We start from the raw sequence: 22,495 nt of genomic DNA, 5'->3' as shown, positions 1-22,495 counted from the left end.
TCCTTATTTTAGATCAGCGCCCGATCATTCGCTGGTGACACGATTGACTTCCTGTAAAGAAGTTACCCCCTGCATCACCTTGATTAAACCTGACCGGCGTAAATTATTAAAACCTGCACGTGCGGAAGCATCGGCAATTTCAAGTGCATTGCCGTCCTCCATAATAATTCTGGAAATTTCGGGTGTTACTTTCATGACTTCATAAATACCCACACGACCTTTATAGCCTTCACGACATTCATTGCAACCTACTGGTTCATAGATTTGGAATTCTGGTTGCTGCAGATCAGTTTCGGTAAAGCCCATTTCCAATAAGCTTTGTTTCGGAATATCGGCAGGTTTTTTGCACTGTGAACACAGGCGACGCGCCAACCGTTGTGCAATGACCAGGTTGACTGAAGTGGCAATATTGAAAGAAGGCACCCCCATATTGCGTAAACGGGTCAAAGTCTCAGGCGCACTATTGGTATGTAAGGTCGACATCACCATATGGCCGGTCTGGGCCGCTTTAATCGCAATCTCTGCAGTTTCCAGATCCCGAATCTCACCGACCATCACGATATCCGGATCTTGACGTAAGAAGGACTTCAGGGCGGCAGAGAAGGTCAGACCAACTTTATTGTTGACATTGACCTGATTAATCCCTTGCAAGTTAATCTCGACCGGATCTTCCGCTGTCGAAATATTGGTATCTTCACGATTGAGGATATTCAGACCGGTATACAGTGAAACGGTTTTACCGGAACCCGTCGGGCCGGTAATCAGCAGCATCCCTTGTGGTTTGTCCAGTGCTTGCATAAACAGTTCTTTTTGTTCCGGTTCATAACCCAGTGCATCAATACCGAGCATCGCGCTGGAGGGATCCAGAATACGCAGTACCAGCTTCTCGCCAAACAGAGTAGGGAGAGAGTTGACACGGAAATCAATGGCTTTATTTTTGGATAATTTTAGCTTGATTCGGCCATCTTGCGGGACCCGTTTTTCAGAAATGTCCATTTGCGACATAACTTTAAGACGTGAAGACAAACGATTTGCCAGCTGTAAGGGCGGGGTTGCAATCTGACGTAGAACACCATCGACCCGGTAACGTACCCGATAGATTTTTTCATAAGGTTCAAAGTGTAGATCTGAAGCGCCCATACGGATCGCATCAATCAGCAATTTATTAATATATTTGACAATCGGTGCTTCTTCACCCTTGTTACTGTCATCCTCTTCTTTATTTGGATCAGCAGATTCAACATCAACATCCAGATCAAAGTCTTCATCAAACTCAAAGGTGCTTTCTTCAGTAAAATTCTGCTCGATCAGTTTTTCAAGTTTATTGTGTTCAACAATAATGGTTTCAATATTGAGTTTAGTCGAAAAACGGACTGCATCAATTGCTTCGATGTTGGTCGGGTTGCTAGTTGCAACATATAAAATACTGGAATTTTTAAAAATCGGCAGGATGCGATGCTTGGTAATCAGCTTTTCATCAATCGCATCCCGCAAAATTTGGGCAGGATCATAGGCACTGATATCAAACAGCGGTTCGCCAAATTCAACTGAAATCGTTTCAGCAATGAGGGTCGGAGAAAGCTGCTGCTGATTAATTAACTCAGCCACAATATCGACTTTTTCCTGCTTGGCATGCGCCAACGCACTGCGCATATCTTCAGCCGAGATGACGCCTTCCTCGACCAAACGACGAATAAATCCGGTAAATCTTGGCGACCCCTGTAATGCTGTCATGCTATAAATGCCTATTCATGAAATTCTTTTAATTGCTATACTAAAATTATACGTTTGTTACGTAAAAATACCATAGCCAAGAGTGCTGCTCGCTTCCTCATCTCCAGTAAAAGCATGAACTGGTTAGAAAAAGTCCCCATTTTTTTAAGTGATAACAAAAAATAACCATTTTGGATAGTCTAAACCGAGAATGAGTGATAAGAAAACTATTCTTTTAATTTTCCAATTCCGTGTAGAATGTGCCCAATTCAAAATATGTAAATGAAATAGGTTAATTATGTCGGTTTCGACGATTACCCCTTGGGTGATAGGTAACTGGAAAATGAATCCGGTGCAGGAAGAGGCATTGAGCTTGGTGCGTGGTATTAAGAATTTGTTGGAAACTGCACCGATTGCTGAAGATCAATGTCATTTGGGTGTGGCACCGATTGCCATTGCCTTAAGCCAGATTCAGGCAGAGCTGTCATCTGCGGTTCGTCCGATTTATACCGTAGCACAAGATGTTTCACGTATTTCAGGAACGGGTGCCTATACCGGTGAAGTCAGTGCTGAATTGTTGGCCGATAGTCAAATTCACTATGTACTAGTGGGTCATTCTGAGCGCCGTGAAATATTTACAGAAAATACTGATATTTTAAATGCTAAAATCAAGAATGCCTTAAGTGCCGGTTTAACGGTAATTTATTGTGTCGGTGAAAGTCTGGAACAGCGTGAAGCAGGGCAGGCAGAAGCTATCGTATTGCAACAAATTTGTGATATCGCTGCTGTGGTTGAAGCGGAGCAATGGAAAAATATCGTAATTGCCTATGAACCGATCTGGGCAATTGGAACTGGTAAAACTGCTTCTCCTGAAGATGCGCAAGCCATGCATGCACAAATCCGTCAAGGTTTAAGCCAGATTACGGGCTATGGCGAGACTATGGCGATTTTATATGGTGGTAGTGTCAAGCCGGAAAATGCAGTAGAGTTAGCAGCCTGCCCAGATATCAATGGGGCATTGGTCGGTGGTGCATCACTCAATGCTGAGTCGTTCCATAAAATTGCTCATGCATTTGCAAATACACAATAATTAGGAGTTCAGCATGCAAACTTTTGTGCTGGTAGTACATATTATCTTAGCTGTTTTGATGATTGTCTTGATTTTGGTTCAGCATGGTAAAGGTGCAGATGCTGGTGCCTCTTTCGGTGGCGGTGGTGCAGCGACAGTATTCGGAGCATCGGGTTCGGGTAATTTTATGACCCGTTTGACTGCGATTTTTACTGCACTGTTTTTCGTGACCAGTCTGACTTTGGCGATTTTAGCCAAGCAACAAACCTCGAATGCGTATAGTTTGGGATCGGTTCAGTCTGCTCCGACCATACCTGTACAATCGAATGAAACTTCACCAACTGCACCAGAAACGACCGAATAGTTTTAATTAGCCCTTTCTTTTTTTCAGTGATGCGACTAGAATGCGTCACAGCTGCGGTGGTGGTGGAATTGGTAGACACGCTACCTTGAGGTGGTAGTGCTTTCGGGCGTGGGGGTTCAAGTCCCCCCTTCCGCACCAACTTATAATCCAGAAATTTAAGTTGGTGTATGCAGCTGAAAAAACTTCTGTTGATGCGGGATGGAGCAGTCTGGTAGCTCGTCGGGCTCATAACCCGAAGGTCGTTGGTTCAAATCCAGCTCCCGCTACCAATCAATCCTTTTTAAAGACGCAAAATTTCAAGAGGCAGCTTAAACAGGTTTTAAGTTGAGAAAATTAATTTGCATGTTGTTGCGGGATGGAGCAGTCTGGTAGCTCGTCGGGCTCATAACCCGAAGGTCGTTGGTTCAAATCCAGCTCCCGCTACCAATCTTTTAAAGATGCAAACTTTAAAAGCAGTTTAAGTACTTTAGACTGAAAGTTATTTGTACGCTGATGCGGGATGGAGCAGTCTGGTAGCTCGTCGGGCTCATAACCCGAAGGTCGTTGGTTCAAATCCAGCTCCCGCTACCACTTTTTTAGCGACAGATGACAAATATGCAGAATGATGTGGTTTTGATTGAAAAGTTCTCATCTTTTGTATATAATTTTTGCACGTTGATGCGGGATGGAGCAGTCTGGTAGCTCGTCGGGCTCATAACCCGAAGGTCGTTGGTTCAAATCCAGCTCCCGCTACCAAGTTTCTAAAAAGAGGCTCACAACAAGGTGGGCCTTTTTGCACAGTGGGATTTGAAAAAATCTTAAATTGTGCATTAATTGGGGCGATTTACGCCCTTTTTTATTGGCTATCGTGTAGTGTCGACATTATTTGGTCAAATCTCCATGTTTCACTACTACTATAGTTTGTATTGGTTTGTAGTGGTCAAATAGATCATAAAATCGCACCAGATGACGAGAGTAAATGAAGCTATCAAATAAAACTCAAGCACTTCAGGACTTGATTGCACCAGCAGTTGAAGCCTGTAATGTAAACCTTTGGGGGATTGAATTCCTGCCACAGGGTAAATGTTCGTTATTACGTATCTACATCGACAAGCCAGTCGATGAGAGCGTTGCACCAGCAATCAATGAAGATGGTGAAGAAGAGCAGGGGCGTGGTATTGGTGTTCAGGATTGTGTGCGTGTCACGCAGCAAGTGGGCGCAATGCTGGATGTTCATGATCCGATCTCGGGTGAATATTCACTTGAAGTATCTTCGCCAGGCTGGGACCGTCCATTCTTCCAACTCGAGCAGATGTCAGGCTATATCGGTCATACCGTAGCACTACGTTTGATCAGTGCGGTAGATAACCGTCGTAAATTCCAGGCCAAACTGGTTGCTGTCGATCTTGAAAATGAAATGATTCAGGTTGAAGTAGAAAAGCAACAGGTATTGGAGATCGACAGTCACAATATCGATAAAGCAAATTTGGTCTTCCAAGATTAATTGAATAAATAAAAATTTAACGAATAGGTGACGTATGGCACGTGAAATTCTGACCGTCGTTGAAACGGTTAGTAACGAAAAAGGTGTACCTCGTGAAGCGATCTTTGAAGCGCTTGAGCAAGCTTTAGTTGCTGCGACAAAGAAAAAATTCTACGAAGGAACACATTCGGAAGAAGCACGTTTACGTGTGGAAATCGATCGCAAAACAGGTGACTATCGTACTTTCCGTCAGTGGGAAGTGGTTGCAGACGAAGACCATGAAATGCCAGCTTGTCAGGATGCCATCTCTGATGTCGATCCGGCAAAATGGTCGATTGGTGACATTCGTGAGCTGGAAGTTGAGTCAATTGACTTCGGTCGTATTGCAGCGCAAATTGCCAAGCAAGTGATTGTACAGAAGATCCGTGAAGCAGAACGTGCGCTCGTAGCCGATGCTTACGAATCTAAAGTCGGCGAGCTGATTTACGGTGAAGTGAAAAAACAAACCAAAGACGGTTTTATCATTGACCTAGGGGACAATGCTGAAGCGTATCTTGCTCGTGAAGAAATGATTCCGAAAGAAATCCTTCGTCCGAAGCAACGCGTGAATGCGATTCTCTTCAATGTCAACCGTGAAGGTCGTGGTGCGCAGTTACAACTGTCACGTGCTAAACCGGATATGCTGATTGCATTGATGAAGAAAGAAATCCCTGAGATTTCTGAAGAAATCATTGAAATTAAAGCGGCGGCTCGCCAACCAGGTGTTCGTGCTAAAATTGCAGTGAAAACCAATGACCACCGTATTGACCCGGTGGGTGCTTGTATTGGTATGCGTGGTACTCGTATTCAGGCTGTACAGCAAGAGCTCAATGGCGAGCGTATTGATGTGGTAGTTTGGTCGGATGATCCTGCGCAATATATCGCAAGTGCATTGGAACCAGCAGATGTATCGAGTATTGTCATCGATGAAGATGCACGTACTGCAGACATCATTTTCGCAACCAGCGACCAGCTGGCACGTGCGATTGGTTCACAAGGTCAGAACGTTCGTCTGGCATCTGAATTGACTGGCTACAAGCTGGACATGATGCTGGAAGAGGAATACTACGCCCGTCAACAAAACGAAGCGCAACAATATTTAGACATGTTTGTTACCCGTCTGGATATCGCGGAAGATTTGGCGATGGCATTGGTAGAAATGGGCTTCACCTCGCTTGAAGAAATTGCTTATGTCCCTGCAGAAACGTTTGATGAAATCGAACTGGATGCGGAACTGGTTGAACTACTGCAAAGCCGTGCGAAAGAAATTGCACTTGCTGATGCATTACAACAGCAAGAGAACATACAAGCGCCAAGTGAAGAACTTGTTGCAATGGAAGGCATGACAGTAGAGATCGCGCAAGCGCTAGCAGCTCGTGGTGTGGTAACAGTGGATGATTTAGCAGATCAGGCGACTGACGATATCGAAGATATTGAAGGTTTGGGTGCTGAGAAAGCAGGTCAACTCATTATGAAAGCGCGCGAATCATGGTTTAACTAGGAGGTAGTATATGACGGACAAGTCGATTAAAGAGTTAGCCCTCAATGTGGGTCGTCCAGTTGAGAAGCTCCTAGAGCAGGTTCGTGAGGCAGGTTTACCACAGCGTAAAGCTGACGATATTATTACCACCGAACAACAAGACAGCTTGATGAGTCATGTGAAAAAGTCACAGGGTTCAGAAAGCCAAGCAGGGCAAATCACGTTGAAACGTAAAACGACTAGTACGGCTAAAGTAGCCAGTACTTCAGGTAAGGCGAAAACGATTAATGTAGAAGTTCGCAAGAAGCATACATTTGTTAAGCCGGATCCAGAACAGATCAAAGCAGAAGCATTGGCGAAAGCCAAGGCTGAGCAACAGGCCAAAGCTGCGCCTGATCAGAATACAGCGCAAGCTTCTGCTGAAGCTCCAACAACTGGCGTAAATAACGCCAATAAAGCTCTAGAAGCGATGCGTGCTGCTGCAAAGCAAACCAGCGACAAGCAAGAAGTTTCTAAAGCGGCAGTTGTGGTAAAACGCAAATCAACCAACAAGCCGATTGTGAAGCAAGTTGTTAAACCAACTGAAACTGCTGAACAGAAGAAGGCGCGTGAAGCAGAAGCAGCAAAATTGAAAGCTGTTGAAGAAGCTGCACGTCGTAAAGCGGCTGAAGAAGCGCAGCAACGTACGCTTGAACAGATGCGTCAAATGGCGTCTAAGTACACCGCGGAAGATACCACTGCAACCATTCGTGTTGTGGATGATTCTCCTTTGGCTGCCGGTCTGGTTGGCCAGGCATATGAAGACTCATTTGCCAAAGAAGACCGCGAAATCAAACGTGGTACGAATACGCCGAGCGCACGTGCACCGAAAAAAGGTGGTCGTCGTGGTCAGGAAGAGCAAAGCTTCAGCAAACAGCCTAAGCGTGGTTTAAAAACCAGCCAGGGCAACAAGCACGGCTTCGAAAAACCTGTGAAAAAACAGGTTTATGATGTTGAAATCGGTGAAACGATTGTGGTTGCTGACTTGGCTGCGAAAATGGCAGTTAAGGTTCGTGAAGTAATCAAATCACTCATGAAAATGGGTGAGCTAGTGACTCAGAACCAGGCAATTGATCAAGAAATTGCTGCTCTTGTGGTTGAAGAAATGGGCCATAATCCGGTACTGGTTTCTGATACACAAGCTGAAGATAACTTGCTTGAAGCAGCTGAAGAAGCACGTGGTGCACAAACCACTCGTGCGCCTGTTGTTACCATTATGGGTCACGTTGACCATGGTAAAACATCACTGCTTGACCGTATTCGCCGTGCCAAAGTGGCTCAAGGTGAAGCGGGCGGTATTACCCAGCATATTGGTGCTTATCATGTAACAACTGATAAAGGTATCATTACTTTCCTAGATACTCCGGGACACGCAGCATTTACTGCTATGCGTTCACGCGGTGCGAAAGCAACAGATATCGTGGTTCTAGTTGTTGCAGCAGATGATGGTGTAATGCCACAAACTGCAGAAGCAATTGACCATGCACGTGCTGCAGGTACACCAATCATTGTTGCAATCAACAAGATGGATAAAGAATCTGCTGATCCAGATCGCGTATTGAATGAATTGACTGTGAAAGAAATCGTGCCAGAACAATGGGGTGGTGACGTTCCAGTGGCAATGGTTTCTGCACATACTGGTCAAGGTATTGATGAACTTCTTGATATTATTTCGATTCAAGCTGAACTTCTAGAGCTTAAAGCATCGGAAGAAGGCGCTGCACAAGGTGTCGTAATTGAAGCACGTGTAGACAACAGCCGTGGTGCGGTAACGTCTATTCTGGTTCAAAACGGTACATTGAAAGTAGGTGATCTCGTTCTTGCCGGTTCATCTTATGGTCGCGTTCGTGCGATGACGGATGAAAATGGTCAGCGTATCAAATCTGCAGGTCCTTCGATTCCAGTGGAAATTCTGGGTCTTCCAGAAGCGCCAATGGCTGGTGACGAAGTTCTTGTGGTGAGCGACGAGAAGAAAGCACGTGAAGTTGCCGATGCGCGTATGGATCGTGAACGTCAAAAACGTCTTGAGCGTCAATCTGCAATGCGTCTTGAAAACATCATGGCGTCTATGGGCAAGAAAGATGTACCTATCGTGAACGTTGTGTTGAAAACTGACGTACGCGGTACCTTGGAAGCATTACACGTTGCACTTGCTGAGCTTGCGACTGACGAAGTTAAAGTACGTATCATCGGTTCTGGTGTAGGTGCGATTACTGAGTCTGACGTGACACTGGCTGAATCTTCAGAAGCAGTTCTACTCGGCTTTAACGTACGTGCGGACAATGCTGCGCGTCAAAAAGCAGATGCAGACAGTATCGACATTCGTTATTACTCAATCATCTATCAATTGATTGATGATGTGAAAGCAGCAATGAGCGGTAAGCTTGCACCAGAACATCGTGAAACGATTCTGGGTGTTGCACAAGTACGTGAAGTATTCCACTCAAGTAAGTTTGGTGCGGCTGCAGGCTGTATGGTACTTGAAGGCGTATTGCATCGTAACAAACCGATTCGCGTATTACGTGATGACGTGGTTGTGTTCCAGGGCGAGCTTGAATCTCTTCGTCGCTACAAAGAAGTGGTTGAAGAAGTTCGTGCCGGTATGGAATGTGGTCTTGCGGTGAAAGGCTATAAAGACATCAAAGCACTTGATAAGATCGAAGTGTACGATGTTCAACTGATTAAACGGAGTCTTTAATGGCGGGTAGTCAACGTCTGAAGCGTATGGCGGATACAGTACAACGCGAGTTGTCCGAACTGATCCGTCAGGAGCTGAAAGATCCACGCTTAGGTGGTCTCGTGACCATCTCTGCGGTGAAGGTGAGCCCAGACCTGGGATATGCGGAAGTTTATGTCACTGTGATGGGACGTGAACTTGGCGATGAGCAAAGCCAAGAAGCCAATAAAGAAACTTTGGATGTGTTGAACAAAGCATCTGGTTTCTTGCGCCACGAGCTGAGTCGTCGTATCAAAACCCGTATTACGCCTCGTCTACGTTTCCATTACGATAAGACCAATGCATATGGTAACTATATGTTTGGTCTGATCGCTGAAGCAGTGAAGGACTTACCTGAAGCTGAAGCAAAAAAAGATGATGAATAAGTCTTAGGACTAAAAAAGCCACCTTCGGGTGGCTTTTTTTATCTCTCTATTTTGAGATTTGAGAGAACTGGAATCGCTTGCTCAATTAATCTAAATCATCATTGCGATTGATTTTCTTTTCATAAAAGGTACGACGGCGTGAACGCTGCCAAGGCAGGGGGCGTTCTAGCGTTTCCGGTACTTCACCACTCAAAGAACGTAAACGCAAATGTAATGCAGCCTGTGCCATCAGATTGGCAGATACTGGCGCAGTGATAAAGGCGAACAGGGTAATCAGCACTTCAGCAAAACCGAAACGGCCATACATGGCAGAGAAAATCATCGCCGCAATTAAAAAACTGCCGAGGCCCAAAGTACTGGATTTGGTCGGTGCATGCAGACGCATGAACAGATCGGGCAAACGCACCATCCCAATTCCGCCGACCAGCATAAAGAAAGCACCAATCAATAGAAAAATCGACACCAGTATTTCTAAAATTAAAGACATTTAAAAACTCCTAGTCGATGACATGGCCAGTAGTGAAATAACGCGCCAAGGCTGCGGTCGAGACAAAGCCTAGCATCGCGACCAAGAGAGCGCCTTCAAACAGAAATGTGCTGCTCCAGTAAATGCCTAAAATCACCACCAGACAGGTAGCATTCAAAAACAGGGTGTCCAGTGCCAGCAGGCGGTCCACAATAGAGGGGCCGGTAATCAGCCGGATCAGACACAGTAACATGGAGATGGTTACCGCACCCAGACAAATCAATAATGCATAAGGTAGAATCGTCATGCTTTTTCTCCTGATCGTGCATTAAAAATCTCAATGAGCGGGCGTTCATAGCGCTGCTTAATCAGTTCGATTTCGGCCGCTTCATCATCTGTGCTTAAGGCATGCACCAGAATGTCACCACGATCCTGGTCAATCCCTGCAGATACCGTGCCCGGTGTGGTGGTAATAATCATCGCCAGCAAGGTGTTGACTTCTTCATGTTCGGTGTCTAAAGGCACTCTGAACCATTTCGGATGCAGGTTCTTGGTTGGTCCCAGTACCAGTTTGGCCACTTTAATATTGGCTACTACAATATCCCAAACTACGACAAAGAACAGGTGCAGGGCAGGAGTCCACTGGATATCGGGGGTATAGTCAATAAAGGGTTCGACCATACGTGGAATGATGACTGCGAGTAGCAAGGCCATCAGCAGGGTTCCAGCGTCCATGCTGTGTGCCAGTAAAATCCAGCTCAGTCCTACAATTACAGAAACCAGTGGATGCGGGAACCAGCGTTGAAATAAGGATTCAGCCATTAAGGTCCCTCCGCCGGTTTAAGTTGATTATCATCATATTCGGTCTGTTCAATGTGCTGTTGGTCAATCTGGCGTTGCTTGAATTCAGAAATATGTTCACCCTTCAAGGTCGCTTCTGAAATCACATAAGGAATCAGATGCGCATTGGGATCTATCACCTCACCACCATATTTGGTTTCTGGTAAATACTTCGGATCGAATGGCTGGACGCTAATAAACTGACCTTCTGCATCCGGTTTTAACAGCGCAGCTTCATAGACAGAATTGTTTTTGATCTGTTCCGCAGTCTGATAATTATATTGATAGATTGGTCCTGCAAACACCACGTAGGCGGTTAAGCTCGCAAGCAATATATAAATCACCCGGTCATTGCGTGCCGGCGCTTTACTCGGCAGGGCTTCATATTTATGAAACTCTTCAGAATCAAGATCATCTTCAGGTCTGCTCGAACGCCAGAACAGGATAAAACCGACCCGGGTAAAAGCCAGAATACTGAGAAAACTTACCAGCAAAATGGTCAGGATAATAATCATCTGATAATCTGAATTAGCAGAAGCCTGCAAAATAAAGATTTTACCGAAGAATCCACTAAACGGTGGCAGGCCTGCCATCATCAAGGCGATGATGAAATAGACAATCGAAACCAGCTTGTTCTGTTTCATCAGTGGGGCGATTTTAAAATGATCTTTAAATTCGCCACGCTGTGAGGTAATCCAACCCGACAGAATATAAAATGCGGCCGCAATCAGGGTGCTGTGTACCAGGTAATATAGCGCACCCGCCCAAGCCGCAGTATTATTCAGGCCAATGGCCACCAAAATCGTTCCGACTGAAGACAGCACCATAAAACCGACAAAACGGCGCAGACGTTCGGTGCCAATCGCACAGATCACCCCATAGACGGATGTGACCAGGCCAATCACTAGCAGACAGTTCATCAGAATCTGATGGCTATATTCATCATCAAAAACCGTGCCGTTGATCCGCAAAATCGCATAAACCCCGACTTTGGTCATGATGGTAAAGAGCGCGGCAACAGGAGTCGTGGCTACTGCATAGGTTTTGGGTAACCAGAAACCCACCGGCAGCATTGCTGCTTTGATTCCAAACACCACAAACAGCATCAAGCCACCAGCAACCGCCAGTTTATGCTGATCTTCTGCAAGGGTTGGCAGCAAACGGGCCACATCGGCCATATTCAGGCTGCCGACACTGCCATAAATCATCCCGAGTCCAATCAGGAACAGCGCAGACGCCAGCAGGTTAATGGTGACGTAATGAATTCCAAGCTGAAAACGTGCCTTACCTTGTCCATGCAACAGTAGTACATAGGACGCCATCAGCAAAATTTCAAAGAACACGAACAGGTTGAACAAGTCACCGGTTAGGAATGCCCCAGTCAAGCCCATCAGCAGGAAATGCACCATGGCATGGAAATAACGGCCGCGTAAGTCCCATTCTTTGCTGGCATACCAGACCACAGGCAAGGCGAGCGCATAGGTCAACACCAGCATCATGGCCGAGAGCTGATCCAGGACCAGCACGATTCCAAATGGTGCTGCCCATTCGCTGAGGGTGTATACGCTGATTTGGCCCTCGCTGCTGTTTATCAGATAGCTAACGGCAATGATCAGGCCCAAGATTCCCGAGAGATGGCTGATACCACGACGCCAGGGTTGACGCCAGTCCGTGATCAGAGAGCCTGCACCCGGATTGCCTAAAAGTACAAGGGCAAAAGCGGTAAAGGCCGGTAAAAGAATACTGAAAATAGGGGTGTGCTGAGTCCAGAAATTGAGAAGATCAGTCATTAAGGCTCATCCTCACGTGGATCAATCTGGGGGATATCTTCTTTTGAGTCAACGTGGTCTGTTCCTGATTCGTAGCGGCTACGCAGTGCCAGTTGGACAATAAAGGCAGTGGTGGCAAAGCCAATCACGATGGCCGTCAGCACCAGTGCCTGAGGAAGAGGATCGGTCACATTCGAAGCTTCGGTTAATACTGCAGGCGAATTCATCTGAATCCGGCCCATGGCAAATAAAAACAAGTTGACCGCATAACCAATCATGGCCAAGCCCAACACCACCGGGAAGGTACGCGCCCGCAGGATCAGATAGATGCCTGTGGCTGTCAGCAGGCCAATCGCGGAGGCTAATAAAAATTCTAAACTGATCATTCTATTATCCTCTTGGTACTGGGCCAGACATGCTTGAGTGACGTGAATCGCCCAAGACAGAAATCATCAGCATGGTGGCACCGACGACAGTGACATAGACGCCGACATCGAATAGCGCAGCCGAAGCTAAATGCATTTCTCCAATAATGGGCGGAGAGACATAAATATGTGCACTGGTCAGGAATGGACGTGACCAGAACCAGGCTGCGATTCCAGTCAATCCTGCAATCGTTAAGCCGACTCCAATCCAGATTTCATACAGGCGACCGGATTTGGCGCCAAGCAACTGTTCGGTTTTGTCCTGTCCCACTGCGATATATTGAATAATAAGTGCCAGTGAAGTCACTAGTCCGGCAATAAAACCACCGCCCGGCAGGTTATGGCCACGCATAAAGATATACAGGCTGACTACCAGCGCGACCGGCAAAATCCAGGATGCGGTAATACGCAACATCAGCGGGGATGGGTTAAAACGATAGGTCAGGCCCTGAGTCATGGTGGTACCATGCGCACGCATGCCATCCATCAGGCTCAGAACACCAATCGCCGCAATGCCGAGTACAGTAATTTCGCCGAAGGTATCGAAACCACGGAAATCGACCAGAATCACATTCACCACATTGGTGCCGCCGCCCAGAGGAATGGACTGTTGCAGGAAGAACCATGAAATGGAATTGTGATCACGGGTCATGATCAGCCAGGCAATTGCCGCAATCCCGAGACCGCCGCCCAAGGCAATAATGGCATCACGCCAGCGACGGGTCGGACTCGATTCATACGGTGTTAACTGAGGCAGTAAAGATAAACTCATCAGTAGTAGAACCGTGGTGACCACATCGACCGTAATCTGGGTCAATGCCAGATCGGGAGCCGAGAAGCCGATAAAGACCATGGTGACGACCAGGCCGACTGCACCGCTAATCAGTACCGCTTTAATCCGCTCATGATGGAACCACAGCAGCATCCAGCAGGCAGAGAACAGCAGTAACCACAAGATAATCGCCAGGGCAGGGGCATGGGTCAGCTCGCGTGTACCCGTACCCACTGCATTGCTGAGTAATGGGAACCCCACCAGCCCGACGGTAAAAATTACAATCCACAATAAATAGCTTTGCAATTTGCCATTTTCAGTGGCACGGCGGAAACGGCGTGAATTCAGCAGCAAATTTTTCAAAAACAGGTCGAACAGCACTCGGCCCTGTAAGCGGCCCAGTTTTGGATCCAGGTCGATTTCACGTAAGGCGCCACCTTTGGCGAGAGAAAAGTAAAAGATTATTCCGCCGAGCAGAGCAATCACACTCATCAGCAGGGGCAGGTTGAAACCATGCCAAAGCGCCAGATGAGTACCTTCAAAATCAAAATTTTGGGTCGTCGCTTGAGTGGTGCTATTGACAATTTTTTCCACCAGAAGAGCGGGCAATAGACCGACTAAAATACATAAAATTGCTAACAAAGTGGCCGGTGCGCGCATACCAAACGCAGGTTCATGTGCATCTTTATTCGGGACCTGCTTGCCTAACGGACCATCGAAAAAGACTCCATGCACCAGTCGAATGGAATAAGCCACCGCAAAAATCCCGGCCAGTGTCGCGACAATAGCGGAGCCGACCATAAGTGGGCCACTTAAACTGGCGACCAGTTCGGTAAAGAACATTTCCTTGGACAGGAAACCATTGGTCAACGGTACACCCGCCATGGATGCTGCCGTGATCATGGTCAATGTTGCGGTAAAGGGCAATAATTGCCATAGGCCAGACAGTTTACGTAAGTCACGAGTCCCGGATTCATGATCGATGATTCCGGCAATCATAAACAGTGCTGCTTTAAAGGTGGCATGGTTAATAATATGGAAAATCGCTGCTGCAACAGCCAATGGTGAACCAATCCCGAGCAGACACATGATCAGACCTAAATGGCTGATAGTTGAATAGGCGAGCAAGCCTTTCAGGTCTTCCTTAAAAATGGCAAAGAAGGCGGCCATGCACAGGGTAAACAGACCGACAAAGGTCACAATATTATGAAACAGTGCAGCACCGGCAAAGATCGGGAGCAAACGTGCTACCAGGAATAAACCGGCTTTGACCATGGTGGCCGAGTGCAAATAGGCAGAGACCGGTGTCGGTGCAGCCATGGCATTCGGCAACCAGAAGTGGAACGGGAACTGCGCACTTTTGGTAAAGGCACCAAGTAAAATCAGCAACAAGGTTGGAACAAATAAATGATGGGACTGAATCTGCTCAGTCATCGTCAGGATTTGGTCAAGCTGATAAGTGCCGGTAATTTGACCAAGCAGGACAAAACCGCCCAGCATCGCCAGACCACCCATTCCGGTAATGGTCAGAGCCATACGCGAACCACGTTGCGCCGCTTCGTAATTGCTCCAGTAACCTACCAGCAAGAAGGATGAAATACTGGTCAGTTCCCAGAAAACCAATAAGATAATCAGGTTATTCGACAATGAAATTCCGAGCATCGCCGCCATAAACAGCATCAGCAGGAGATACAGTTTGCTCAGTGAATTTTTTGGATTGAGATAATAATAGGCATAAATATAAATCAGGGTGCCAATTCCGCTGATCAGCAAGGCAAACAGCAATCCCAGAGAATCCAGGCGAAAACTGAAATCAATGCCGAGCTGGGGCAGCCAGGACCAGGTCTGGGTCATCACTGCACCATCAAAGATGGCAGGCGCCTGACTCAATAATAATAAGAAACTGCTGAGGCTGACACCAATTGCCCCTAAAGCCGTTACCCCGCGCGAAAATTGCTTCAGCCACGAGACAAGGGTTGTGCCTAATACTAACGGTAACAATATAATAATCGGCAGCACACTCGTATCCATTGTCATGATTTAGGTTTTGACTAACCTAAGGTGAATCTTTATCTTTCAAGGACTACAGGACCACAAGGAGCGACCCAAACTTCTCAATCTTGAAAGCCAAAAGAATATTCAAAAAGAATATAAAACAGTTGTATTGCGCAACTTATAAACGATAGCAAATTCCGATTTTACAATGAAATTCGCAAATAAAACCGATCATATTACAGGATAACAACAACATCAACGTTTTTATGTAGAACTTATAAATTATACGCCGGCTCGGATTTAACAGGCGCTGCATGCTTAAACAGATCATCCAGAAGTGACCGAAAATTAAGATTAAATTGCAGGCATTGATTGTAAATTTGACTCAAAACAGTTCAATCCTGGCAAAAACAGAATGCTGGAAAAGGCTCCCTTATTGACTCAAACAATCGCGCTTATTTTTGAATCTGTTTAGAGCGACTGAGGTAGCGTCGGATGATGCTCTTGAGTAAGTAAGACTCGTAGTTCCTGCTGCTGTTCCGGATTTAACTGTTGCTGGATCATTTGCAATACAGCAAGCGGTGTGACGGGTTCGGTGACCGTTTCCAATAAAGTATCTTCGGAAGATAGGTCTTTATTTCGCTGCAATTCCAGCTCTGCGTAGATCTGATCAAACTGGGTTTTCATACTTTCAAGATGAATGGGGTGCAGCTGTTTATTTTCCAGTTTCAGACATTGAAAGCCGTGCGCCTGTTCCAGTAATTCAGGCCGGTTGCCGGTCGCAATAATCTGCAAGTTGGGAAAAGCCTGATGTAGGCGTGACAGGATCATTGCTGCCATCTCCTGATCCAGTTGATGATCAATCGCATCAATCAGTAAAACACCTGTGCCTTCCTGACACGGAAATAAACTATTGGGATTCAACAGACAAAGCCGCCGTACAATATCGCCCACCAGTGCAATCCAGTTGCGGATACTGTTGGGCAGTTGCTGAAAACTAAAGGTCTGTTGCTGATAGGTCACCATCAGTTGCAGCTTGGGCTGATATTTTAAATACATCTGGCTGACTTCTGGCAAGATCAGCGATAGGGCCTGTTTTAAAGCGGTGAGATTCGGTGCATGCAGATGTGCCTGGGCTTTCTCGATCTGCCGGGCCAGTTCATTTCCTCGAATGTTCTCAGGCTGCTGCAAGGCACGCGCCAAAATCTGATCCATAATCTTGGCACTTTGCGCATTTTCAATATCACTGATTTCACGAAACCATTCAAAAAAACGGGCAAAAGTGGTGAAAGGAATCGCAGCTATTTCATAAGCATGTGCAGACTGGAGAATGACCGGGTTATTTTTGCTGAGCAGATTGACTTCATTGGTAAAGCGTTCAGCCGGATAATAGGCAATTAGCGGCAAACCGAGCAGGGGATCGTGCAAGCGGGCTTTGTGATACAGGCTGAGCACGCTTTCAAGCTGTGAGGTTTCTGCTTTGCTAAAGCCCAGACCCTGACTGTTTAGGGTCTTGTAGATTTGCCATGAACAGCTTTGTAGGTTCGTAGGCTCGGACGGACTGGATTCTGGCAAGCTGCCCATCTCTTCAGGAAAACCAATCCGGATATCGATTTTGGATTGCAGCCGGGTTTGCATGATGTCCTGATCTTGCATCACCAGACCCGCAGCACGGCTGTCGCGATAACGGGCTGCAAACCAGGTCAGTGCCTGATAGCTAAAACGTAAAAGCGTAGTTTTGCCAGTTCCCTGATTGCCCAGAATCAAGGTGACCGGGCATTGCGGATAATTAAACTGGAGCTGAATGTCGGAAAAATGCAGGGTATGTTTCAGTTGAAGCGCTTGGATGTGCATAGATTACCTGTCCTATGATATTTACATCCATGCCATGCACTTTAACCGACTGCCTGCCGAAGCGACTGCGGCATTTTGATCTTCAGTTGCTGAATCAGGTCATAAATGTGATGAATATTTAAACTCACTTTAGCACGTGTACAGGCCACGTAAAGTAATCTTAATTCTTCATCACTAATTTTATGGTCTTTTTCATTCAGTTTAAACTGATAGTCATCTTCAATATGAACCCGATCCCATTCCAGACCTTTGGCCTTGTGTGCCGTGGAAATAATATAGTCGGCCTGGGCAATTGGGGTGATTTTAGCCAGAGCTTTTTTCAACGGATCGGTGCCATGTTCGTCCACCAGTTTGACCAGTGGCTTGATGTCACTGCCTTCATTAGTTTCACAGTATTCATGGACATCATGCCAGGAGTTGAACCAGGCCAGTTCCGGCACATCAACCACACGTTTGCCCTGTTTCAGCATGGCAGCCGCATCGACAAAACGATTCAGTTTGACGTGATCGGCTTGCAGACTGACTTTATCCCCACGAACTAAACCTGCTAACAACAGTTCCATGGCGCGGGCATTAGTCCGGCATAAAATTGCATCCCGCATTTTGGTATGCTGTTTATTCACGACTTTAGAATCTAACAACGGATTGCCGAGTAAAGGCACAGTTTCATTTAAGGCACCTAAAATGGCATTGGCATTCAGGGCAATTTCAGGACCGAAACGAAATGAGGTGGTCAGACGTGATTCAGGTAAAGGTAGTTGCTGCATGGCATTGACTGCGCCACGCCAGGCATAAATCTGCTGATGCGCGTCTCCGACATAAATCACCTGGGTGCTGCGCTGTTTCAGTAGAATTCCCAGCATTAAGGGATCGGCATCCTGAGCTTCATCGAATAGTACATAATCGGCCGGGATATTTGGCTCGGACAGCGCCCAGAGCTTCAGATAAATGTCATGACCGATGCCGGCCTGATGATTTGGATCAATCGACTCTAGCCAGCGTCGTTCGACTGCCGGATAAAGTTTCTTCTGTAAAGTCTCGATATCATCCGGATGCAACCAGCTCGGCGCCTGAATATGCCGTGGGGCAGGGTATTGCGAACTGGTCGAGCAGAAATAGCCGACCGCATTGGCAACCAAACTTGCCAGACGCGAAGGCATCAAGACATATTTTTCATAACGCCCACCCATCATACGGCGCATGGTCATCGGTTCAAGCCGGTATTCTTTGGCAATAAAACTTGGACTCAAGCGTGGCAAGCGCAGTTTGTCGGTGACTCCACGTGGAACACTGCGAAACGCCAGCGAGTGAAAAGTACGGCAATCGACACCCCGGTGAAACTTGGCCTGTGCTTCACTGGCAATGGCCTTGTTAAAAGCCAGATACATGCCACGTCTTTGTGGCATGGCATCACTGATCATTTGCAGGGTCGTGGTTTTACCTGTGCCTGCATAGGCAATCACTTTAAAGGATTTGCCCAGACGTGCGTTATCAATGGCAGTGGCCTGCTCATAGGTCGCGGTCGGTTTTTTTAAATCAGACACAGATGAATTCAAGGCTTAATGCTGACGGTTGGCTTTTTCGACCAGACCGGACAAGCCTTGGCGGCGTGCCAGTTCATTTAATACCAATTGCACATCCAGGTCGAAATAACCCAGCATCACGATGGTATGGAACCACAGATCTGCCACTTCATAGATCAGATCATTTTTATGGTCTGCCGAAGCATCCTGATCAAAGTCTTTGGCTGCCAGCACGGTTTCAAAGCTTTCTTCACCGACTTTTTCCAGAATCTTGTTTAAACCTTTATGGTAGAGCTTGGCCACATAAGAGGAGTCCGGATCGGCCTGTTTGCGTTCTGCCATCATCTGACCCAGATAAGACAAGACTTCAACCTGTTCAGATTGAGCGGTTGAGGCTTCCATTGCCAGCGTATGCGGATTCGTAGATTTTTCGCCATAAATCGCAGATGGATCTTTCAACTGTGCATCGACAATTTCCCAGCCATTTGGCGTAAGCTTGCGATAGAAGCATGATTCACGGCCGGTATGACAGGCAATGCCACCATGCTGTTCAATTTGCAGTACAATCACGTCGGCATCACAGTCCAGACGGATTTCATGTACGGTCTGAAAATGTCCTGATTCTTCGCCCTTATGCCATAACTTGCTGCGTGAACGAGAGAAATACACTGCCTGATTTTTTTCGGCAGTTAAAGCCAAGGCTTCACGGTTCATCCAGGCCACCATCAACACACGTCCGCTTTGATGATGCTGGGCAATGGCAGGGACTAATCCTTGTTCGTTAAATTTTACTTCATCGAGCCATTGCACGTTGTTCATAAGGGTTTCCATCATTTCAATCAAAATATAAAAATACGGATAGGAAATATCCGCTGATAGTGTACGTGATCTCGCAGCATTTGCGGCAAAAATCTGTGTTGATCAGGACAGGCTGTGTCGTGGTTTTTTAAACCAGTCCACTTTATTCCAGATCGTGCAAAACTGAGACATAGAAAAGCCGCCCGGTCGGCGGCTCGTATTTCCATTAAATTATCCGTATGAAAACCGTATAAAAAATTACCAGTGTTCGCCCGGGAACAGACGCGCATATGCTTTTTGCACCAAGTTCAGTTTTTGCGGTTGGCCCACAGATGCAGTTGAACTTGGGAACAGGTTATAACCAATCGACATCAAGACATTGTTGATATCCGGTGCAATGGAATAGGTAATGGAAGCCAGACGGCCCAAACCGGTCGCCACTTTCTTCGGGCGTTTCACAATCGCATAGGCAATCAGGTCAGCCGCCTGTTCTGGAGAAAGCGTTGGAACATATTTATAAATTTTGGTTGGCGCAATCATCGGAGTACGCACCAAAGGCATATAGATCGACGTGATTGCGATTTTATGTGAATGCACTTCTGCAGACAGGCAGCGGCTAAAGGCATCCAGTGCAGCTTTTGATGCGACATAGGCCGAAAAACGGGTGGCATTGGCCAGTACGCCAATTGAGCTGATGTTAATAATGTGACCCGCACGACGAATCATCATTTGCGGCAGGATATTCATTACCAGACGCACCGCGCCGAAATAGTTCAGCTGCATGGTCCGTTCAAAATCATGAAAACGATCTACCGATTCATGTACGGCACGGCGAATCGAACGGCCCGCATTATTAATCAGAATATCAATATGATCGACTGAGGCAATAATCTGTTTGGAAACTTCATCAATCGCTTCCATATTGTTTAAATCACATGGAAAGATTGAGGCTTTGCCGCCTTTGGCTTCAATTTCTGATTTTACTTGTTCTAGGGTTTCCTGAGTACGGGCTACCAGTAAAACATGGGCACCTGCATCCGCCAGTTGATGTGCTGTCGTTAAACCAATACCGCTGGATGCACCGGTAATCAGGACGGTTTTACCTGCAACACGTTTTTCCAGTTGTTTGTGTAGTCTAGTTTTCACGTTTGTTATCCCTAATTTGAAGTCAGCGTTCAAATTATTTTTATTAAAGGTCTATGGCGCTCTAACAGAAGATGAGAGCGAAGGTGAGTCCAGATATGATAACCAATTCTTCAGGAAAATCTATAAATTAAAGTATTGAAATTAAAATAAAAATTAGAGTAATTGCTCTATTTGTGTTCACTCTTTCATTTAACTTTTAACATGAAAATAAAAAGTAAAGCAAGTGGCTGTTTTAGAAAATAAATAAAAAAACCTCACCAAAATGATGAGGTTTCGAAGCGGCTCGGGCACTTTTTAAACGGCCGCCAGCGCCTGTTCCAGATCGGCAATCAGGTCATCACTATGTTCAATCCCAATAGATAAACGCACCATATCCTCACTGACGCCTGCCGATTTTAACTCTTCGGCATTGAGCTGACGATGCGTAGTAGTCGCCGGATGGCAGGCCAGACTTTTAGCGTCGCCGATATTGACCAGACGTGTAAACAGTTGCAGGGCATCAATAAAACGTGTGCCGCCTTCGAGACCATGTTCTACCCCAAAGGTCAGAATGGCAGACGGTTTACCTTTCACATATTTCTGTGCCAAGGCATGCTGTGGGTGATCTTTCAGGCCGGCGTAATTAACCCATTTCACTTTAGGATGTTTTTGCAGATATTCAGCGACTTTCAGTGCGTTTTCGGTATGACGTTCCATACGCAAGCTTAAAGTTTCCAGACCTTGCAGAATCAGAAACACATTCTGCGGGCTGATCGCAGCGCCGGTATTACGCAGTGGCACTACACGCGCACGGGCGATATAAGCTGCTTCTCCCAAAACTTCGACATAGTTCACGCCATGGTAGCTTGGGTCAGGCGTATTCAGGGCAGGGAAACGTTCAGGGTATTTACCCCACGGGAATTTACCGCTATCCACAATAATGCCGCCAATTGAATTGCCATGCCCGCCGATATATTTGGTCAGAGAATGCACGATAATATCTGCGCCGAAATCGAAAGATTTTTGAAGTACTGGGGTGGCAACAGTATTGTCGACAATTACCGGTACGCCATATTCATGTGCAATTTTAGCAATGGCTTCCAGATCAATAATATTACCCAGTGGATTGCCAATCGATTCGACAAAGACCAGTTTGGTTTTTTCATCAATCAAGTCACGCAGACTTTCCGGCTTTTCATAATCAAAGAAACGGACTTCAATGCCCTGTTTTGGTAGGGTATGGGCAAAGAGGTTATAGGTACCGCCATATAGCGTTGACACAGAAGCAATGTTGTCACCCGCTTCCGCAATGGTCTGAATCGCATAAGTAATCGCAGCCATGCCAGAGGCCAAAGCCAGCGCGCCAATTCCACCTTCCAGTGCTGCGACACGTTGTTCCAGAACCGCAGTGGTCGGGTTCATAATTCGGGTATAGATATTGCCCTGAACCTTTAAATCAAAGAGATCGGCCCCATGTTGAGTATTGTCAAAGGCATAAGACGTGGTTTGGTAAATCGGCACTGCAACAGCTTTGGTGGTTGCTTCTGGGGTATAACCTGCATGAATCGCAAGGGTTTCTGCTTTATAACTCATTCTGTTTGATCTTCTTGTTTAAGTTTATGGCTTGAGTGTAGCATTTTCACATATGAGTAAAAGTGCA

General features: G+C 46.3%; 18 protein-coding genes and 5 tRNA genes. 11 read left to right on the top strand and 12 right to left on the bottom strand.

Annotated elements, in window-relative coordinates:
• Positions 1-24: 24 nt before the first annotated feature.
• Positions 25-1,734, bottom strand: coding sequence for a type IV-A pilus assembly ATPase PilB (gene pilB, locus J7649_RS09130; RefSeq protein ID WP_219307524.1), 1,710 nt, complete (start codon positions 1,732-1,734; stop codon positions 25-27).
• Between the two features lie 277 nt (positions 1,735-2,011).
• On the opposite strand from pilB, the gene tpiA reads away from it, so the two are divergent.
• From tpiA to J7649_RS09075, 11 genes are all read left to right on the top strand, one after another.
• Entirely contained in the window at positions 2,012-2,803 is a 792-nt protein-coding gene (tpiA, locus tag J7649_RS09125; RefSeq protein ID WP_219307522.1) for a triose-phosphate isomerase, read from the top strand.
• Between the two features lie 13 nt (positions 2,804-2,816).
• Entirely contained in the window at positions 2,817-3,146 is a 330-nt protein-coding gene (gene secG, locus J7649_RS09120; protein WP_219307520.1) for a preprotein translocase subunit SecG, read from the top strand.
• A 53-nt stretch (positions 3,147-3,199) separates the two neighbouring features.
• A tRNA-Leu gene (locus J7649_RS09115) sits at positions 3,200-3,284 on the top strand.
• 54 nt (positions 3,285-3,338) lie between these two features.
• Positions 3,339-3,415, top strand: a tRNA-Met gene (locus J7649_RS09110).
• Between the two features lie 80 nt (positions 3,416-3,495).
• Positions 3,496-3,572 (top strand) — tRNA-Met (locus J7649_RS09105).
• Between the two features lie 67 nt (positions 3,573-3,639).
• Positions 3,640-3,716: transfer RNA gene (locus tag J7649_RS09100), tRNA-Met, on the top strand.
• Positions 3,717-3,804: 88 nt separating this feature from the next.
• Positions 3,805-3,881: transfer RNA gene (locus J7649_RS09095), tRNA-Met, on the top strand.
• A gap of 223 nt (positions 3,882-4,104) precedes the next feature.
• Positions 4,105-4,629 (top strand): ribosome maturation factor RimP, encoded by a 525-nt coding sequence (gene rimP / locus J7649_RS09090; protein WP_004281103.1) that lies wholly within the window; start codon positions 4,105-4,107, stop codon positions 4,627-4,629.
• A gap of 34 nt (positions 4,630-4,663) precedes the next feature.
• Positions 4,664-6,148: a transcription termination factor NusA gene (nusA, locus tag J7649_RS09085; RefSeq protein ID WP_004281105.1), complete on the top strand. Its 1,485-nt coding sequence runs from the start codon at positions 4,664-4,666 to the stop codon at positions 6,146-6,148.
• 10 nt (positions 6,149-6,158) lie between these two features.
• On the top strand, positions 6,159-8,864 hold the full coding sequence (infB, locus tag J7649_RS09080; protein ID WP_219307517.1) for a translation initiation factor IF-2: 2,706 nt from the start codon (positions 6,159-6,161) through the stop codon (positions 8,862-8,864).
• A complete protein-coding gene (locus tag J7649_RS09075) occupies positions 8,864-9,268 on the top strand; it encodes a ribosome-binding factor A (protein ID WP_004281108.1) in 405 nt (134 codons plus the stop codon). Before infB ends, J7649_RS09075 begins: the two co-directional genes overlap by 1 nt.
• Positions 9,269-9,353: 85 nt before the next feature.
• Here J7649_RS09075 and J7649_RS09070 read toward each other — a convergent pair whose 3' ends face one another.
• The 11 genes from J7649_RS09070 to J7649_RS09020 all read right to left on the bottom strand — a co-directional run bounded on the left by J7649_RS09070 (position 9,354) and on the right by J7649_RS09020 (position 22,428).
• Positions 9,354-9,755 carry a Na+/H+ antiporter subunit G gene (locus J7649_RS09070; RefSeq protein WP_005108489.1) on the bottom strand — a complete coding sequence of 134 codons (402 nt, stop codon included), beginning with the start codon at positions 9,753-9,755 and terminating at the stop codon, positions 9,354-9,356.
• Positions 9,756-9,765: 10 nt separating this feature from the next.
• Positions 9,766-10,041, bottom strand: coding sequence for a monovalent cation/H+ antiporter subunit F (locus J7649_RS09065; protein ID WP_005108490.1), 276 nt, complete (start codon positions 10,039-10,041; stop codon positions 9,766-9,768).
• The gene (locus J7649_RS09060) at positions 10,038-10,556 is read right to left on the bottom strand and encodes a Na+/H+ antiporter subunit E (RefSeq protein WP_219307515.1); all 519 of its coding nucleotides are present in this window, start codon (positions 10,554-10,556) and stop codon (positions 10,038-10,040) included. Before J7649_RS09060 ends, J7649_RS09065 begins: the two co-directional genes overlap by 4 nt.
• Positions 10,556-12,364, bottom strand: a complete 1,809-nt coding sequence (locus J7649_RS09055) for a monovalent cation/H+ antiporter subunit D (protein WP_180086796.1) — start codon at positions 12,362-12,364, stop codon at positions 10,556-10,558. The genes J7649_RS09060 and J7649_RS09055 overlap by 1 nt, the downstream gene beginning before the upstream one ends.
• Complete coding sequence (locus tag J7649_RS09050) at positions 12,364-12,729, bottom strand: Na+/H+ antiporter subunit C (protein WP_219307513.1); 366 nt, start codon at positions 12,727-12,729, stop codon at positions 12,364-12,366. The genes J7649_RS09055 and J7649_RS09050 overlap by 1 nt, the downstream gene beginning before the upstream one ends.
• Before the next feature lie 4 nt (positions 12,730-12,733).
• Entirely contained in the window at positions 12,734-15,571 is a 2,838-nt protein-coding gene (locus tag J7649_RS09045; protein ID WP_219310090.1) for a monovalent cation/H+ antiporter subunit A, read from the bottom strand.
• A 435-nt stretch (positions 15,572-16,006) separates the two neighbouring features.
• On the bottom strand, positions 16,007-17,389 hold the full coding sequence (locus J7649_RS09040; protein WP_219307511.1) for an ATP-binding protein: 1,383 nt from the start codon (positions 17,387-17,389) through the stop codon (positions 16,007-16,009).
• A 41-nt stretch (positions 17,390-17,430) separates the two neighbouring features.
• Complete coding sequence (locus tag J7649_RS09035) at positions 17,431-18,933, bottom strand: UvrD-helicase domain-containing protein (protein WP_219307508.1); 1,503 nt, start codon at positions 18,931-18,933, stop codon at positions 17,431-17,433.
• A 15-nt stretch (positions 18,934-18,948) separates the two neighbouring features.
• On the bottom strand, positions 18,949-19,731 hold the full coding sequence (gene hisIE / locus J7649_RS09030) for a bifunctional phosphoribosyl-AMP cyclohydrolase/phosphoribosyl-ATP diphosphatase HisIE (protein ID WP_219307506.1): 783 nt from the start codon (positions 19,729-19,731) through the stop codon (positions 18,949-18,951).
• Positions 19,732-19,968: 237 nt separating this feature from the next.
• Complete coding sequence (locus tag J7649_RS09025) at positions 19,969-20,856, bottom strand: SDR family NAD(P)-dependent oxidoreductase (RefSeq protein WP_004644933.1); 888 nt, start codon at positions 20,854-20,856, stop codon at positions 19,969-19,971.
• Between the two features lie 294 nt (positions 20,857-21,150).
• On the bottom strand, positions 21,151-22,428 hold the full coding sequence (locus J7649_RS09020) for an O-acetylhomoserine aminocarboxypropyltransferase/cysteine synthase family protein (RefSeq protein WP_219307504.1): 1,278 nt from the start codon (positions 22,426-22,428) through the stop codon (positions 21,151-21,153).
• Between the last annotated feature and the right edge of the window lie 67 nt (positions 22,429-22,495).

It is taken from the genome of Acinetobacter lwoffii (assembly GCF_019343495.1).
Lineage (GTDB): Bacteria > Pseudomonadota > Gammaproteobacteria > Pseudomonadales > Moraxellaceae > Acinetobacter > Acinetobacter lwoffii_P.
This window is presented reverse-complemented; position numbering and strand designations above follow the sequence as displayed.